This is a genomic window from Heliomarina baculiformis, from assembly GCF_019966545.1.
In the GTDB taxonomy this organism is placed as follows: Bacteria; Pseudomonadota; Alphaproteobacteria; order Rhodobacterales; family Rhodobacteraceae; genus Heliomarina; species Heliomarina baculiformis.
Genome location: NZ_JAIMIC010000001.1, coordinates 34,405 through 49,512, shown reverse-complemented (window position 1 = coordinate 49,512; position 15,108 = coordinate 34,405). Strand labels below are relative to the sequence as shown.

The 15,108-nt window shown below is 62.0% G+C and carries 17 protein-coding genes; 10 read left to right on the top strand and 7 right to left on the bottom strand.

Going from position 1 to position 15,108, the window contains the following annotated elements:
* Positions 1-71: 71 nt before the first annotated feature.
* The gene (locus MF268_RS00235; RefSeq protein WP_238368911.1) at positions 72-2,930 is read left to right on the top strand and encodes an Rne/Rng family ribonuclease; all 2,859 of its coding nucleotides are present in this window, start codon (positions 72-74) and stop codon (positions 2,928-2,930) included.
* Positions 2,931-3,019: 89 nt separating this feature from the next.
* Here MF268_RS00235 and MF268_RS00230 read toward each other — a convergent pair whose 3' ends face one another.
* Complete coding sequence (locus tag MF268_RS00230; protein WP_238369525.1) at positions 3,020-3,253, bottom strand: sulfurtransferase TusA family protein; 234 nt, start codon at positions 3,251-3,253, stop codon at positions 3,020-3,022.
* A gap of 104 nt (positions 3,254-3,357) precedes the next feature.
* On the opposite strand from MF268_RS00230, the gene MF268_RS00225 reads away from it, so the two are divergent.
* From MF268_RS00225 to MF268_RS00215, 3 genes are read left to right on the top strand one after another with little or no spacing between them, the layout of a single operon-like run.
* Entirely contained in the window at positions 3,358-4,110 is a 753-nt protein-coding gene (locus tag MF268_RS00225; RefSeq protein ID WP_238368910.1) for a cytochrome c biogenesis CcdA family protein, read from the top strand.
* Positions 4,111-4,167: 57 nt separating this feature from the next.
* Positions 4,168-5,409: a hypothetical protein gene (locus tag MF268_RS00220; protein ID WP_238368909.1), complete on the top strand. Its 1,242-nt coding sequence runs from the start codon at positions 4,168-4,170 to the stop codon at positions 5,407-5,409.
* Entirely contained in the window at positions 5,406-6,743 is a 1,338-nt protein-coding gene (locus tag MF268_RS00215) for a cytochrome P450 (protein WP_238368908.1), read from the top strand. The genes MF268_RS00220 and MF268_RS00215 overlap by 4 nt, the downstream gene beginning before the upstream one ends.
* 60 nt (positions 6,744-6,803) lie before the next feature.
* On the opposite strand, the gene MF268_RS00210 is transcribed toward MF268_RS00215, so the two are convergent.
* The 5 genes from MF268_RS00210 to fumC form a co-directional block, all read right to left on the bottom strand.
* The gene (locus MF268_RS00210) at positions 6,804-7,031 is read right to left on the bottom strand and encodes an N-(5'-phosphoribosyl)anthranilate isomerase (protein WP_238368907.1); all 228 of its coding nucleotides are present in this window, start codon (positions 7,029-7,031) and stop codon (positions 6,804-6,806) included.
* A 35-nt stretch (positions 7,032-7,066) separates the two neighbouring features.
* Complete coding sequence (locus MF268_RS00205; protein ID WP_088634961.1) at positions 7,067-7,288, bottom strand: ribbon-helix-helix domain-containing protein; 222 nt, start codon at positions 7,286-7,288, stop codon at positions 7,067-7,069.
* A complete protein-coding gene (locus MF268_RS00200) occupies positions 7,285-7,479 on the bottom strand; it encodes a DUF4169 family protein (RefSeq protein ID WP_238368906.1) in 195 nt (64 codons plus the stop codon). Before MF268_RS00200 ends, MF268_RS00205 begins: the two co-directional genes overlap by 4 nt.
* A 21-nt stretch (positions 7,480-7,500) precedes the next feature.
* Positions 7,501-8,490, bottom strand: a complete 990-nt coding sequence (locus MF268_RS00195; protein ID WP_238368905.1) for a serine hydrolase domain-containing protein — start codon at positions 8,488-8,490, stop codon at positions 7,501-7,503.
* A gap of 129 nt (positions 8,491-8,619) precedes the next feature.
* On the bottom strand, positions 8,620-10,014 hold the full coding sequence (fumC, locus tag MF268_RS00190) for a class II fumarate hydratase (protein ID WP_238368904.1): 1,395 nt from the start codon (positions 10,012-10,014) through the stop codon (positions 8,620-8,622).
* A 195-nt stretch (positions 10,015-10,209) separates the two neighbouring features.
* Here fumC and MF268_RS00185 point away from each other — a divergent pair, with 195 nt between their 5' ends.
* Positions 10,210-10,746, top strand: coding sequence for a hypothetical protein (locus MF268_RS00185; RefSeq protein ID WP_238368903.1), 537 nt, complete (start codon positions 10,210-10,212; stop codon positions 10,744-10,746).
* An 11-nt stretch (positions 10,747-10,757) separates the two neighbouring features.
* Here the strand turns inward: MF268_RS00185 and MF268_RS00180 are convergent, their stop codons facing one another.
* Entirely contained in the window at positions 10,758-11,243 is a 486-nt protein-coding gene (locus tag MF268_RS00180) for an SspB family protein (protein WP_238368902.1), read from the bottom strand.
* Positions 11,244-11,612: 369 nt separating this feature from the next.
* Between MF268_RS00180 and MF268_RS00175 the strand changes: the two genes are divergently transcribed.
* The 5 genes from MF268_RS00175 to MF268_RS00155 all read left to right on the top strand — a co-directional run bounded on the left by MF268_RS00175 (position 11,613) and on the right by MF268_RS00155 (position 15,107).
* On the top strand, positions 11,613-11,963 hold the full coding sequence (locus MF268_RS00175) for a hypothetical protein (protein ID WP_238368901.1): 351 nt from the start codon (positions 11,613-11,615) through the stop codon (positions 11,961-11,963).
* A complete protein-coding gene (locus MF268_RS00170) occupies positions 11,960-12,514 on the top strand; it encodes a head-tail connector protein (protein WP_238368900.1) in 555 nt (184 codons plus the stop codon). Before MF268_RS00175 ends, MF268_RS00170 begins: the two co-directional genes overlap by 4 nt.
* Positions 12,511-12,741 carry a hypothetical protein gene (locus MF268_RS00165; protein ID WP_238368899.1) on the top strand — a complete coding sequence of 77 codons (231 nt, stop codon included), beginning with the start codon at positions 12,511-12,513 and terminating at the stop codon, positions 12,739-12,741. Before MF268_RS00170 ends, MF268_RS00165 begins: the two co-directional genes overlap by 4 nt.
* Positions 12,742-13,377: 636 nt before the next feature.
* A complete protein-coding gene (locus MF268_RS00160) occupies positions 13,378-14,784 on the top strand; it encodes a terminase large subunit domain-containing protein (protein WP_238368898.1) in 1,407 nt (468 codons plus the stop codon).
* Positions 14,775-15,107 (top strand): HNH endonuclease, encoded by a 333-nt coding sequence (locus MF268_RS00155; protein WP_238368897.1) that lies wholly within the window; start codon positions 14,775-14,777, stop codon positions 15,105-15,107. The genes MF268_RS00160 and MF268_RS00155 overlap by 10 nt, the downstream gene beginning before the upstream one ends.
* The last annotated feature ends 1 nt before the right edge of the window (position 15,108 follow it).

Below are 15,108 nucleotides of genomic sequence, written 5' to 3'. Positions count from 1 at the left end.
CTTTCAAGACACCACCCCAAACGCGCTCGTCCGCCAGGTCGGGCGCGGTTGCGGTCGTGCATCAAGGACACATGGCCAAGAAAATGCTTATCGATGCCACCCACGCGGAAGAAACCCGCGTTGTGGTGGTCGACGGAAACAAGGTTGAGGAGTTTGACTTTGAATCCGAAAATAAACGCCAGCTTGCTGGCAACATATACCTCGCAAAGGTAACACGGGTCGAACCGTCGCTTCAGGCGGCCTTTGTCGATTACGGCGGCAACCGGCACGGTTTCCTCGCCTTTTCCGAGATTCATCCGGACTATTACCAGATCCCCGTCGCCGACCGTCAGGCCCTGATGGAGGAAGAACGCGCCTATGCCGAGGCTCAGCGTGCCAAGGATGAGGCCGAGGCCGCAAAGCCCAAGTCAAGAAAATCCCGCTCGCGTTCGCGCTCCAAGAGCGAGGAAACCACCCCAAAGGATGCCGTCGAGACCAAAGAGGTCGAGGGCGAAATCAGCGGGATGGAGACCATCGACCTGAGCGATGACATGGCGGAAGCGGTGGATGCCGCGGACGGGGTGCCCGAAGGGTCCTCGCCGATGGAACGCGTCGCCGAAACGCCGGTCGAAGAACCCGAAGACAGCGATCAGCCCGATACGGATCAAGACGATTCCGATCAGGACGACGATCAGCATGACGATGGCGATGACGAGGACGGCGCAGACGCGGCGGACAAAGACGACACCATCGAATCCGTCGCCGAAGAGGATGACGCCGAAGATCTCCGCCCGGTACGCAAACCGCGCCCGCGTCGCTACAAGATCCAGGAAGTCATCAAGGTCCGGCAGGTGCTGCTGGTTCAGGTCGTCAAGGAAGAGCGTGGCAACAAGGGCGCGGCGCTGACCACCTATCTTTCGCTTGCAGGCCGGTACTGCGTGCTGATGCCGAACACCGCCCGTGGCGGTGGCATTTCGCGCAAGATCACCAATGCTGCCGACCGCAAGAAGCTCAAGGAAATCGCCGCCGAGATCGACGTGCCAACCGGCGCGGGCCTGATCGTTCGCACCGCCGGTGCCAAGCGGACCAAGGCCGAGATCAAGCGCGACTATGAATACCTGCAACGGCTCTGGGAGCAGATCCGCGAGCTGACGCTGAAATCCATCGCGCCGGCCCGGATCTACGAAGAGGGTGACCTAATCAAGCGGTCGATCCGCGATCTCTATAACCGCGATATCGACGAGGTTTTTGTCGAGGGCGAGCGCGGCTATCGCATCGCCAAGGACTTCATGAAGATGATCATGCCGTCCCACGCGAAGAACGTGAAGCTCTATAACGAGCAGATGCCGCTTTTCGCGCGCTACCAAGTCGAAAGCTATCTGGGCGGGATGTTCAACCCGACCGTTCAGCTGAAATCCGGTGGTTACATCGTGATTGGCGTGACCGAAGCGCTGGTGGCCATCGACGTGAACTCGGGTCGCGCCACCAAGGAAGGCTCGATCGAGGAGACCGCGCTCAAGACCAACCTTGAAGCCGCCGAGGAGGTCGCCCGCCAGTTGCGCCTGCGTGACCTTGCCGGTCTCATCGTCATTGACTTTATCGACATGGACGAGCGCAAGAACAACGCTGCCGTCGAAAAGAAGATGAAAGACAAGCTGAAGACCGACCGCGCCCGCATTCAGGTGGGCCGGATCAGCGGTTTCGGCCTGATGGAGATGAGCCGTCAGCGTCTGCGTCCCGGCATGATCGAGGCGACGACCCAGCCTTGCCCGGCCTGCCACGGCACCGGCCTGATCCGCTCGGACGACAACATGGCCTTGTCGATCCTGCGCCAGATCGAGGAAGAAGGCGTGCGTCGCCGCTCACGCGAGGTGCTGGTGAAGTGCCCGGTCGGTATCGCGAACTTCCTGATGAACCAGAAACGCGAACATATCGCCCAGATCGAGGCGCGCTATGGTCTGTCCGTGCGCATCGAAGGCGACCCGCATCTGGTCAGCCCCGATTTCTCGCTTGAAAAGTTCAAGACAGCGACCCGCGCGATCCCTGTCGCGGCGCCGGTGGTTTCGGTCGATACCTCGATCATGGACCAGATCGACGCGAATGAGGACGTAAGCGAGAGCGAAGACGAGGATACCGGATCCGGGTCGGCGGACAGCACGCCGTCGGATAACGGGGATGGTGAGAACAAGCCCAAGCGCAAGCGTCGTCGTCGGCGGCGTCGTGGCGGCAAGTCGAACGGCGATTCGAACGAGCAGGACCAATCGAACGACAATGGCGACTCCGAGGGCGACAAGTCCGACGAGCAGTCCGGTGAGGAAAACAAGCCCGAGCCTGCAATGGCTGAAGCCACGGCAGAGGCGAGTGTAGAAACTGCTGAAGCTGACGCCGAAGCCGAGACCGCGACCGAGGATAAGCCCAAGCCGAAAACGCGGTCGCGCAGCCGGTCCAGATCCCGCTCCAAGCCGAAGGAAGCGGAGACGGCCGCCGAGGAAACCACCAGCGCGGATGCAAGCGTTTCGGAAGACGTGACCGAAGCCGAAGCGCTTCAGGAAAAGCCCAAGCCCAAGCGCAGCCGGTCCCGCAAGAAAGCGGCACCTGTTGAGGCCGAGGCCGAAGCACCGGTCGCGGAAGACGCGGCGGCGGAACCTGTAGCCGAGGCCCCTGCGGAAGCAGCGGCGGCGGAAACCCCCGCCGAGCCGGAAGCGCCTGCGCCAGAGGAACAACCCGAGCCGGTCGCCGAAGAAAAACCCGAGCCGGCGGTCGAGGCGACCCCAGCGACGGAGACCGCGCCAGAGCCTGCTGCTGCGCCCGAGACCAAGACGGCGAGCCCGGCCCCTGTGGCCGAGACGCCCAAAGAGCCGGAACCGGTTGCTGCCAACGGCGATTCCGAGCCGGAAAAAGACGAGCCGAACAAGCCCAAGCGGCGCGGCTGGTGGTCGCTGGGCAGCTGACCTGGGCAACAGTTCTGAAAAACGGAAAACCCCGGCCGATGTGCCGGGGTTTTTCTTTGCCGCTGTCGTTCGTCAGTCTCGACGGACGCCTAGCCGCCCTTGCGGATGAGGTAGATCTGCTGGCCGTCCTGCTCCTCTTGCGAGATCAGCGCGTGACCGGCCTCGGCGCAGAAATGCGGCATGTCGATGATCGCGGCCGGATCGTCGGCTAGCACTTTCAGAACGGCACCCGGCGCCAGCGGTTGCAGGCGCTTGCGGGCCTTAAGGACGGGAAGGGGGCAAAGCAGCCCGTTGGCGTCCAGCGTATCGGCGATCTCAGTCATGCCTTCGGGATAATCGCGATGTTTCAGCCTGTCCACAGGGATGTGACCATCTGCCATGGGGAGGGGGCGTGACCCGGTCGGGTGAATGCCCTAAGACCATGTACATGTTCGGAATTGAAATCATAGATGCCGGCCTTGCGCCCGCGATGATCGTGGCACTCGTCGCCGGTATCATCAGCTTTCTGTCGCCCTGCGTGCTGCCGATCGTGCCGCCGTATCTTGCATATATGAGCGGGGTGACGCTGAACGATATGCAGGATGACCGGGCCGGGCGGCGCAAGGCGATCATCGCGGCGCTGTTCTTTGTTCTGGGCCTCAGTACTGTCTTCCTGCTGCTCGGCTTCACAGCCTCGGCCTTTGGGGCGTTCTTCCTGAAGAACCAGGAGCTGTTCGCGCGGATCTCCGGGGTCGTGGTCATCATCTTTGGCCTGCATTTCCTGAACGTCTTTCGCATTCCTTTCCTCGACCGCGAGGCCCGCATGGATGCAGGGGACGCGGGCGGGTCGTCTTTCGGGGCGTATATCCTCGGGCTGGCCTTTGCCTTTGGCTGGACACCCTGCATCGGCCCGCAGCTCGGCGCGATCCTGTCTCTCGCCGCTTCAGAGGCCTCTCTGACGCGGGGAACGGTGCTTTTGGGTATCTATGCGGCCGGGCTTGGCATTCCTTTCCTGCTGGCGGCGATGTTCCTGACCCGCTCCATGGTGGTGATGAACCGGCTGAAACGTCACATGGGCCTGATCGAAAAGGTGATGGGCGGTCTTCTGATCCTCGTCGGGCTCGCGCTGGTGACCGGAGCGTTCAGCATGTTCTCGTGGTGGTTGCTCGAAACCTTCCCCTCTCTGGCGAGACTGGGCTGACATCTTACGCTCGGGGAAAATCCCCGTTAAGCTTTCTCGCAGTAAGATGGAGACAGAATGGCCGAAGAACAGGTGACGCCCGAGCAGTCTATTTCCGGCGCGGATCAGGTGCGGCATCGGCATGTATTCTACATCCCCGGCTACGACCCGATCCACCCACGCCGCTACCGCGAGCTTTACCGCAAGGAGGGCGCGGCACAGGCGGCGATTTCGGGTTACGAGCTTGCCCTGAGCCCCAAGCGGGTGGGCGGGGCCTATGGCTGGCACGTCGCGGCGCAGATCGAGGGCGCGGCGGTCAGTGCCGATGTCGAGGTGCTGGTCTGGTCCGACATCGTGCGCGACAGCATGACCGGGTCGATCCCCGGCACCTATCTGCAACTGGCGCGCACGGCATGGGTTTACCTTTCGACCGGTGCTCTGTGGCGGATGATGCGGCTTCGGAAAGGGCCGGTGATCGCGGCTCTCTATCCGGTTGGCTTTCTGCTGGTACAGGCGCTGGTGGCCGTGCTGACGGGGCTGGGGGTGTTTCATCTGATTGCCCCTTACGCCGTAGTGCTGGCCGCATTGCCCGGCCTGTTGGTAGCGGGGCTGATCCTGCGCTGGTTCAAGAAACGCGATGGCCGGTATTTCGCCTATTACCTCATGCACGACTATGCGTTTTCAGCACGCTGGCGCGGTGCCAATCCGGCCGAGCTGGAAGAGCGCATGGCGGAAATGGGGGATACGATCGCAGAGGCGTTGCAGGGCGGGGCGGAGGAGGTTCTGGTTGTCGGCCATTCCTCCGGCGCGCATCTGGCGGTGTCGATCCTTGCGGACCTCTTGCGCGCGGGCCGCGTGCCGGACAACGGCCCGGCGCTGTCCTTCCTGTCGCTGGGGCATGTGGTGCCGATGATGTCTTTCCTGCCCGCCGCGGACCGGCTGCGCCGGGATCTCCGCGACCTCTCGGCCTCGGAACGGGTGACATGGGTGGATGTGACGGCCCCCGGCGATGGCTGCGCCTTTGCCTTGTGCGACCCGGTGGCGGTGAGCGGGGTGGCGCCGCCCGGCAGACGCGGACCGCTGGTGATTTCAGCCGCTTTCACCCAGACGCTCAGCCCCGAGAAATGGAGGGAACTGCGCTGGCGGTTTTTTCGGCTGCATTTCCAGTATCTCTGCGCCTTCGACCGTCCGGGCGACTATGATTACTTCCGCATCACCGCCGGTCCGCAACGACTGGCGACGCGGTTCGCCGGGCGCGCGCCTTCGGCCTCGCGCATTGAAACGCCGGTCTCGGGCTATCGATCGGTGTCCGGTCCATGATGCCGCCGAAACCCGCTTCGCGTGCCGACAAGGTTTCGTTCTGGCGCTATCTGCGCCTGTTCCGGCGCGACATCCTCTCGGCGCAACCGGCAAAGCTCTACCGCGCCTGGATGGCCGAGTTCCGCACACCGTTTTTCCGGTCGTATCTGGTAAACCAGCCGGAACTGGTGCGGCTGGTGTTGAAGGAACGGCCCGGGGATTTCCCGAAATCCGATAGGATCGGAGAAGGACTGCGGCCCTTGCTTGGCAATTCGGTTTTCCTGAGCAATGGTGAGACATGGAAGCGGCAGCGGCGGATTATTGATCCGGCCTTTGAAGGTGGCAGGCTGCGCGATACCTTTCCGGCGATGCAAGATGCGGCGCGGGCGGCAGTCGCACGTCTCAAACCGGGCGAGACCGAGATCGAGGCGGTCACCAGCCATGCGGCGGCGGATGTGATCTTTCGAACGCTTTTCTCCATTCCTATCGACCACGAGATCGCCGCGCAGGTGTTCGACCGTTTTCGCGCCTACCAGCGCAGCCAGCCGATCCTGAACCTTGCCGCCTTTGTGCCTCTGCCGACTTGGGTGCCGCGCTTGCATCGCCGCGCGACCCGGCAGGCGGCGCGGGAGATCAGGGCATTGATCGCGGCGCTGGTGGCGGCACGCGAGGCTGAAATCCGCGAGAGCCGTGCGCCCGATGACCTTGCGACCAAGATCATGACCATGCCCGACCCAGAGACCGGGCAGTGCTTCTCACGCGAGGAAATGGTCGATCAGGTCGCGATCTTTTTTCTCGCCGGGCATGAAACCAGCGCCTCGGCGCTTGCCTGGTCGCTTTATCTGCTCGCGCTTTATCCCGCCTGGCAGGAGCGGGTGGCACAAGAGGCTGCGGGCATGGGCGAGGGTTTCGCCGCTATCAATGCGCTTAGGCTGTCGCGGGACGTGTTCCGCGAGGCGCTGCGTCTGTACCCGCCGGTGCCGATGATGGTGCGCGAGGCGTCCTGCCCGCATGAGATGCGCGGGCGCGACGTACCGACCGGCGCGCAGATCGTGCTCAGCCCGTGGCACCTTCACCGGCACGAGCGGCTGTGGGACAACCCTGACGGCTTCGATCCCGCGCGCTGGCATGGGGAGAATGGACGGCAGTGTCATCGCGAGGCTTTCATCCCCTTTTCGGCCGGGGCGAGGGTCTGTCCGGGGGCGGGCTTTGCGATGATGGAAGGCCCGCTGATCCTGTCGATGCTGGTGCGGGAATTTCGTTTCGAGGTCATTGGGGAAGACCAGCCCGTGCCGGTGGCGCATCTGACAGTGCGGGCGCAGGATGGGATCCGACTGAAGCTGAAGCGGCGCTGACCCACGGAAATAGGAATTACTGGGCAAATTTCTGGTTCAGAAATTTGGTCCTTCGGCGGGTCAGAGCCGGGTAATCGGCTCGCTATTGCAGAAGATCACGATATGGCGGCCGTTTTCGACCGCCCGGTACCCGCGCCGGTCGACTTCGTGGCGAAGTCGGTCCAGCCCGACGAAGAGCTTCACATCCCGCGTGCGTCGCCGGACCACGCCGCCCTCGCAGGCGGTCTGCGAGCTGAACAGCTGTGAAATCCAGCGATCCGCATCGATTTGAATCAAAGTTTCGCTCATCTCTCCGTGGTGCCACGCGAACCGTAAAGATCGGGTTAAGCGCGGCTTCGGAAGTGACGCAGCACGTAGAGCCGGATCGCCGAGGCCAGCCCGCAATCGACCCCGCGTTCGGCATCGATCTCGGCGGCCAGCAGGTTGATCGGCTTGTCCTCGGCGGCAGCAATTTCGCGAAAGGCGGACCAGAAATCGTCTTCTAGCGAGACGCTGGTGCGGTGGCCTTTCAGGGTCAGCGAGCGCTTGACCGGGCGGTTGTTCATTCCTCGGCGCTTTCGTCCGTTTCCCGCCGGTGATCTTCGAGCAGCCGCGTCGCACGTTCGCTGGCATCGGCCTCGGCCTGCCGCTCGGCCTTGGTCCGGCCGTACTTTGCCACATTTTCTTCGGACCGCTGTTTCTTTTCCTTGCGGGCCTTGGTCTTGCGGAACTGGTTGAGATTGACGACGTTGCTCATGCGCTCACTCTGCCAGCGCTTTCAGGCAAGAGCAAGGATCGGCCCGTTCAGTAGGGCCTCGATATCGCCGAAATACCCGCCGGAACGGGCAGGGCGCAGCGGGTCGGAGGTCAGCGCGACCGCAAGCCCGCGCTTGGGATGGGCCGCGATAACCTGACCGCCATAACCGCGGGCCAGCACATAGCCCGTGTCGGTGAGGAACCAGCCATAGCCATATCCCATGCCAGAGAAGGGCGACCGGGTGCGGGCGCGCAAGCTGGCCTGCATCCAGCTTTCCGGGATGACCTGCGCCCCGTTGTATCGGCCACCGTCGCGCATGACCTGCGCGATGCGCAGCATCGCACGCGGCGTCAGCGCCATTTCGTTGCCGCCGAGATAGTAGCCCTGCGGGTCCCGGGTCCAGGGCGGAATCTCAATGCCAAGCGGACGCCCAAGTGTTGCCCGGGCCTGCGCAAGCAGGCTGTCGCCGGTGGCCTCCGCCAGCGCCGCGCCCAGAATATGGGTCGATCCTGTGGAATAGAGCATCCGCCCACCGGGCCGGGCCACCATGGGGCGAGAGAGGGCATTGGCCACCCAGTTCCGCGAAGAAACCCATTCGCCGTAATTCGCGCCCGAGGTGCGCTCCAGCCCGGCGCGCAGGGTCACGAGGTCTTCGAGCGTGATCTCGGCCACGCGCGGATCCGCCCCGGAAGGGATCAGCGCGGGTGCGACCTCACCCAGCGTCGCCTCGACACCCGTCACCGCGCCGTAGTCGATGGCGCTGCCCAGCAGCAAGGCCACGATGCTCTTGGAGCAGCTCTTGATATTGGCGAGCCGGTCCAGCCCGGGGCCGCGAAAGGCGCGTTCAAAGAGGATCTTGTCGCCTTGCATCACCTGCAGCGAATGCAACTGGTCGAACCTGTCGCCAGCGGTTTCGAGATCGGAAAGCGATTGCGCTCGCGGGCGGCCCGTCAGGGCGCCGGTGGCGAGCATGGCCGTCGAGGCGGCGAGGAGCGAGCGTCTTGTGATCATGGGCATAATCTGGCGCAAGCGATGCGGATTGCCAAACCCGGCTAGATCACGAATGCGCGGGTGAAAGCGCGGGCGGGAATCAAAACGGGCGGCCAAAGGGGCCGCCCGTGATGTGTCATGTGACCGGGATCAGTCCTTGGGACCGATCATGTCTTCGGGGCGGACGACGCGGTCAAAGGTTTCCTCGTCCACGAAGCCAAGCGCGATAGCTTCTTCGCGCAGGGTCGTTCCGTTCTTATGCGCGGTCTTGGCGACCTTGGTGGCATTGTCATAGCCGATGGTGGGGGCCAGTGCCGTGACCAGCATCAGCGATTCCTTCATAAGCTTTTCAATGCGGGCCTCATTCGCTTTGATGCCGACCACCATGTTGTCGGTGAAGGCCGAGGCGCTGTCGCCCAGAAGCTGCATGGATTGCAGCACGTTATAGCTCATCATTGGGTTGTAGACGTTGAGTTCAAAGTGACCTTGCGAACCCGCCATGCCGACAGCCGCGTCATTGCCCATCACATGGGCACAGACCATGGTCAGCGCCTCGGCCTGTGTCGGGTTGACCTTACCCGGCATGATCGAGGAGCCGGGCTCATTCTCGGGCAGGATCAGCTCGCCCAGACCCGAACGCGGGCCGGAACCCAGCAGGCGGATGTCGTTGGCGATCTTGAAGAGAGAAGCGGCGACCGTCTTGAGCGCACCCGAGAACATGACCATCGCGTCATGGGCGGCCAGTGCCTCGAACTTGTTGGGCGCGGTGACAAAGGGCAGGCCGGTGATCTCGGCCATGTTCGCGGCGACGGTTTCGCCCCAGCCCTTTTTCGTGTTCAGCCCGGTGCCGACGGCGGTGCCGCCCTGCGCCAGTTCGTAGATGTCGGGCAAGCAGGCCTCGACCCGTTCGATCCCCTTGGCGACCTGATGGGCGTAGCCGGAAAATTCCTGTCCGAGCGTGAGCGGGGTCGCGTCCTGCGTATGGGTGCGGCCGATCTTGATGATGTCCTTGAAGGATTCCGATTTCGCGACCAGCGCCTCGTGCAGCTTTTTCAGCCCCGGGAGCAGCACGTCACGGGCCTGCATCCCGATGGCCACGTGCATGGCGGTGGGGAAGGTGTCGTTCGACGACTGGCCCATGTTGCAGTGATCGTTCGGGTGAACCGGATCTTTTGAGGCCAGCTTGCCACCCAGCATTTCAATCGCGCGGTTCGAGATCACCTCGTTCGCGTTCATGTTCGACTGGGTGCCCGAACCGGTCTGCCAGACGACGAGCGGAAAGTTGTCGTCGAACTTGCCGTCGATGACTTCGCCCGCGGCGGCGATGATCGCGTCGGCCAGTTTCGCATCAAGTGCGCCGGAGTCCTTGTTCGCCATCGCGCAGGCTTTTTTCACCACGCCAAGGGCGCGGATGATCGGTACGGGCTGTTTTTCCCAGCCGATCGGGAAATTCATGATCGAGCGTTGGGTCTGGGCACCCCAGTACTTGTCCGCCGGGACTTCGAGCGGGCCAAAACTGTCGGTTTCGGTGCGGGTATCGGACATCTCTCTCTCCGTCTTGCATGTCTTGCCTTGCGCTTTAGCGGGACGGTGCCCGTGACGCAATTGCTGAGCTCGGCCAGACCATATGGCCAAGACGTGATCGGGTACAGGAGAATGGCCGCCCTGCAGGCATTGTACCGGTGCATAATCTATCTATGTTGAAAGATTATGATGGCTTTCCAGAACAGGATCCCCGACATGCGCCCGATTGCCGTAAGCCTGCTGGCCAGTTTCGCGACCGCATTCCTTGCCACTGCTGCGATGGCGGAATCGGCTATCACCCCGTTTGTAGGCGACTATTCCGGCTCGGCCGAGGTGGAGACCTATGATGGTTCCCTGGTCGACCGGGACATGAGTGTTGCGATCCGCGAGACCAAGGAAGGCTTTTCCATCGACTGGAGTTCGACCACGTTTCGCAGCGATAAGGCCACGCAGAAATCCTATCACATCGAGTTCCAACCGAGCGATCGCGACGGGGTTTATGCGGCGGCGATGACCAAGAACGTCTTTGGCCACGAGGTCCAGCTCGACCCGATGAAGGGGCTTCCCTATGTCTGGGCGCGGATCGTCGACGACACGCTGACCGTGTTTTCACTCTATGTGACGGCGGATGGGGGGTATGAAATCCAGCAGTTCGACAGGTCGCTGGCCGAGGGCGGGCTGGATCTTGAATTCAGCAGGCTGAACAGCGAAGACGCCAAACCGGCGGTCAGCACGCATCTCAAACGGCAGTAGAACGCCGAAATTCAGTGCTTGCGGAAGCTGTCGAGCGAGACGATCTCGGCATCCGACTTCTCGGATTCTTCAGGTTTTTCACGGGCATGATCGGTATTGATCGGGTCGGGCGGAAGATCGTCCTCGTCGATTTCCTCGTCCTCGGGCGATTCAAAGCGCAGGCCGAATTCCACTGACGGATCGACGAACGTCTTGATCGCGTCATAGGGAATGTACAGCGGTTCGGGCTGGTTGCCGAAATTCAGCGTCACTGCGAATCCGTCATCGCCCACGTCCAGATTGTCGAACCAGTGCTGCACGACAACAGTCATCTCGCCGGGGTAGCGATCGGCCAGCCAGTCGGCCAGTTCCGCATCCGGGTGAGACGTGTCGAAGGTTATGAAAAAATGATGCTGGCCGGGCAGTTCGCCGAGGTCCGCCACCTTGGCGAGGACTGTTTTTATCAGTCCGCGCATCGCGGTGTGCATCAGGTTTCCATAGTCTATTCCGTGCGCCATTGAGCGTGTCCTGAACAAAGTAACTCAAACATAGAAGATTCTGAGAGAAACGAAAGGCCGGTCTGTGGAGAAATTCAACTATAGGGATTTCAGTAGCATAGCGGCAGTCGTTAAAAGCAGAATCTGTTCGAAACGCCTTGTTACAGGTCTGTGGCGGGGCGAGCAATTGGCAGCGATCCCTGCCGTGTCTTTCTGGAATGTGGAGGAGGAAAGTGCAGGCTTCCACTGCAATCGGCAGGTTCTTTAACTTATCAAGGACATGCGTTTTACAGCGAAAATACGACAAATGGTGAACGGGCGGAGAACAAAGCACTTCACTGTAAAACGCGTTTCCGGCTTGGCGACCACATGCAGACGGCGCACAAGCGCATGTCGAAGATGCTGGGCTACAGCCTTACGCTTGGCGACTTCGATGCATGGTTCGCATTCAGTGCCGTCGCGACCGTTCGACTGAGCGAGACTGAGCGCGCAGCCTTAGCGTTTGCCGCGCTAAAATCACTTTCACCGTCAAAGGCGGAACTTGCGGCTGATGCCGCAATCAGTGGCGCAGGATCGCCGTCTGCGTCGTTTTTCGGAGGCATGGAAGACGCGCGGTCGTGGGCCAACTTCGCCAGCAGATCAGAACTGAAAGCCCACGCCTTGGCGGCCTATGAGGCGTTACCAGTCACCGATCAGATGGCATTCCGTCGGCATATCTCCGAAGTGGAGATCGCCCTATGAAGATGCTGACACATCGAGATCCGGTCTCCGAAAACCCGCCGTTTGATCTGGAGCTGACGCGCCAAGTTCTCCGCTTGGAAGACGACGAGACCGAACAAGATTCGGTCATCGAAAATATCGCCTGGACAGCGGCCAGCGAGATCGAGCAGATCGGCCAACTGGCACTGCTCACTCAGTCCATTCGGGTCACCATCTTCGATCCCAAGCTGGATGTCGGGCTTCGCTTGCCTATCGGCCCCGCCGATGACGGCAATACACCCACTGTGACGATTGATGGCGAGGCCTACACCGACTTCGAGTTCCTGGGCGGGAACCGGCCTTACATCCAGTGGAAGCACGGGCTTTTCGATCTGCGTCCGTCGAGGATCAGCATCGAGTATCTGGCCGGGTTTGGCGATGACGTGACGGCCATCCCGAGAGACTTGCAGCAAGCGATCATGGATCAAGCGGCTTTGCTGTTCTTGGTCAGGGGAGAGCCTGACAAACGGCTTCATTCCATGTCGCCGCACCTTATGCGCATCGCGGCCAAGTATCGGGGGGTGCAGGTATGACCGAGCGAGAGCTTGACGAGATCCTCACCTACCGCTGGCCGCTCGTTATGCGCCGGGTCATGGGCGACAGCTCCGACGATTGGCTCAAAGGCTTTGTGCGGTCGATTGCCAGGCACGGGAAGCGAGCCGCGTGGCGGCCGTCTGCCAAGCAGTCGCAGATCATGCGCCGTCTCGTGTCCGAGCTGGGCACCACTCCCGAGCAGGAGGTCGAACTAATCGAGAGGTGAAATAAGTAAGCCCGCCGGTGACACGGCGGGCCTGTGCGGCATCTGGCTTTTACGGGTTAGCCGGGGATGACGCATCACAGTGCTACCGGGAAACGGGCCACAGCACAAGGGCAGCTATTCCGCGTCGTGCGGTCTCTCCACGCCCTAAGGCCCCACTGCCACCCTCAAGGCGGTGAACATGGGAGAGCGGATCGAGCCGAGGGAAAGGCAGATCTGGCCTAAGCGGCGGCCCGGCTCCGGTGAGCAGGCAAGATCGCGGCGGTCGGGGCGGGAGGCGGGGTTTCATCCCCTGCCACGGTAACCCGCTTTCCGACCGTCACAGCGAACCCTCACCAGTAAGCAGAGGGCACAGAGAGACAGATGAACGAAGTGATACGCGCGAGAGGACAAGCGATGCGGACGAACAGAGAGACAGGGCAGGCCGACCTCTTCGGATCTGGTCCCAATGCCCCCGTCTCAAAGGGGGGCAGGACCGCGCCACCAACTGTTGCTTTCTCTCTCCTCGAAAAAATCGGGGGAAAATCGGAGACAGTACGCGCCCGGCAGTTTCTGGCTCTGTTGCATATTCCCGAGGGCAAAAATGCCGGAAAACCGCTGAAACTGGCGGATTTCTAGAAGAAATTCGTAAAAGGCGCTTTGGCCAAGAAAGTCATGGTCGGGGTGCTTTCCATCGGGCGCGGCAATGCCAAAACGGCCCTATCGGCTGGGCTTGCATTGGGTGAGCTGGTCGGGGCGCTACAGGAGAAGCCCCAGCCCAAGCGCGAAATCATCATCGCTGCACGAAACCGGGATCAGGCAAAGATCGCCTTCAACTTTCTTCTAGGTTTCATTCAGGGTTTGCCGGAGGCCGACCAAGGCCTGTTCTATATTCGGCGCGGCTCCAAGCTCGAAGTCGAGTTCGAGGGCAACGGCGGCGGGCTTGCCCGCGTGATCGCGGCCGATGGCAAGTCCATTCTTGGCGGCGCTCCGACACTGGCAATCATGGATGAGCGCGCGGCGTGGGAACGTGAGAAGGGCGACAGCCTCGAAAACGCAATCCTCTCCGGCCTTGGGAAACGGGACGGCCGGGCGCTGATCATTTCCACCTCTGCCCCAGACGACGCCAACACCTTTTCTCGCTGGCTCGATGAGCCGCCCCCCGGAACCTACGTTCAAGAGCATCGCCCGCCGTTCGGTCTGCCTGCCGACGACATGGAAAGCCTGCTGATGGCAAACCCCGGATCGGCGCAGGGCATCGGCTCCACCCCCGAATGGCTTCAGTCACAGGCACAGCGGGCGATTGCCCGTGGCGGTTCTGCCCTCACGAGTTTCCGAAACCTCAACCGCAACGAACGTGTCTCGACGGACAATCGTTCGGTTCTGGTTACTGTCGACGAGTGGATGGCGGCCGAAGTGTCATCGGACGATCTTCCCGAGCGCGACGGCCCGTGCATTCTCGGCGTGGATCTCGGCGGATCGCGCAGCATGTCGGCAGCAGCGTTCTATTGGCCCGAAACCGGAAGGCTCGAAGCCTTGGGAACCTTCCCATCTACGCCGTCTCTAGCGGATCGCGGCGACGCGGATGGCGTCTCGGATCGCTACTGCCAGATGCAGGAACGGGGCGAGCTGTCCGTCATGGGCACGGCCACCGTTCCGACAGGCCCATGGCTGGCTCAGATCGTGGCGCATCTCGACGGCATCGTGCCGGAGTGCATCGTCGGCGACCGCTTCCGCGAAGCCGAGTTCATCGAGACGCTGAGGGCGGCGGGACTGAGCCACGTTCCCTTTATCTGGCGTGGTTTCGGCTGGAAGGACGGCAGCGAGGATGTGGAACGCTTCCGCCGCGCTCTGTTCGAGGGTCACGTCAAGGCGCGGCCGTCCCTTCTGCTGCGCTTCGCCTTCGGGGACGCGATCACCATCATCGATGACGCCGGGAACCATAAATTGGTGAAAGGCCGGTCTCTCGGCCGCATCGATGCGGCGGCAGCGTCTGTTCTGGCTGTCGCGCAGGGCGCTCGGATGAAAGCAAATCCGGTGCGGAAAGCGAGGGCAATGTGGGTCTGAGAAAAGAACACGCCCGGCACTCTCGGAAAGTCACGTCAACGAAGCGCTGGCAGGTGCTGAGGCATGAAATCCTTGAACGCGACGAATGGAAGTGTCGGCGCTGCGGCGAACGGCGGCGACTCGAGGTCGATCACATCAAGCCGGTGAGAACGCATCCCGAATTGTCGTTCGATCCCCGGAACCTGCAAACCCTTTGCGGCCCCTGTCACGCGCGAAAGACGCGCATCGAATGCGGGCACAAACCGAAATCCCCCGAGCGGCGCGCTTGGGACGATGCCGTGGCTGAACTGGCTACGGACAATTCAACACCAGTAACGGAGTAAC

Coding starts and splice junctions, on each gene's coding strand:
- MF268_RS00235 (WP_238368911.1), top strand. CDS start 72: ATGGCCAAGAAAATGCTTATCGATGCCACCCACGCGGAAGAAACCCGC.
- MF268_RS00230 (WP_238369525.1), bottom strand. CDS start 3,253: ATGACTGAGATCGCCGATACGCTGGACGCCAACGGGCTGCTTTGCCCC.
- MF268_RS00225 (WP_238368910.1), top strand. CDS start 3,358: ATGTTCGGAATTGAAATCATAGATGCCGGCCTTGCGCCCGCGATGATC.
- MF268_RS00220 (WP_238368909.1), top strand. CDS start 4,168: ATGGCCGAAGAACAGGTGACGCCCGAGCAGTCTATTTCCGGCGCGGAT.
- MF268_RS00215 (WP_238368908.1), top strand. CDS start 5,406: ATGATGCCGCCGAAACCCGCTTCGCGTGCCGACAAGGTTTCGTTCTGG.
- MF268_RS00210 (WP_238368907.1), bottom strand. CDS start 7,031: ATGAGCGAAACTTTGATTCAAATCGATGCGGATCGCTGGATTTCACAG.
- MF268_RS00205 (WP_088634961.1), bottom strand. CDS start 7,288: ATGAACAACCGCCCGGTCAAGCGCTCGCTGACCCTGAAAGGCCACCGC.
- MF268_RS00200 (WP_238368906.1), bottom strand. CDS start 7,479: ATGAGCAACGTCGTCAATCTCAACCAGTTCCGCAAGACCAAGGCCCGC.
- MF268_RS00195 (WP_238368905.1), bottom strand. CDS start 8,490: ATGATCACAAGACGCTCGCTCCTCGCCGCCTCGACGGCCATGCTCGCC.
- fumC (WP_238368904.1), bottom strand. CDS start 10,014: ATGTCCGATACCCGCACCGAAACCGACAGTTTTGGCCCGCTCGAAGTC.
- MF268_RS00185 (WP_238368903.1), top strand. CDS start 10,210: ATGCGCCCGATTGCCGTAAGCCTGCTGGCCAGTTTCGCGACCGCATTC.
- MF268_RS00180 (WP_238368902.1), bottom strand. CDS start 11,243: ATGGCGCACGGAATAGACTATGGAAACCTGATGCACACCGCGATGCGC.
- MF268_RS00175 (WP_238368901.1), top strand. CDS start 11,613: ATGTCGAAGATGCTGGGCTACAGCCTTACGCTTGGCGACTTCGATGCA.
- MF268_RS00170 (WP_238368900.1), top strand. CDS start 11,960: ATGAAGATGCTGACACATCGAGATCCGGTCTCCGAAAACCCGCCGTTT.
- MF268_RS00165 (WP_238368899.1), top strand. CDS start 12,511: ATGACCGAGCGAGAGCTTGACGAGATCCTCACCTACCGCTGGCCGCTC.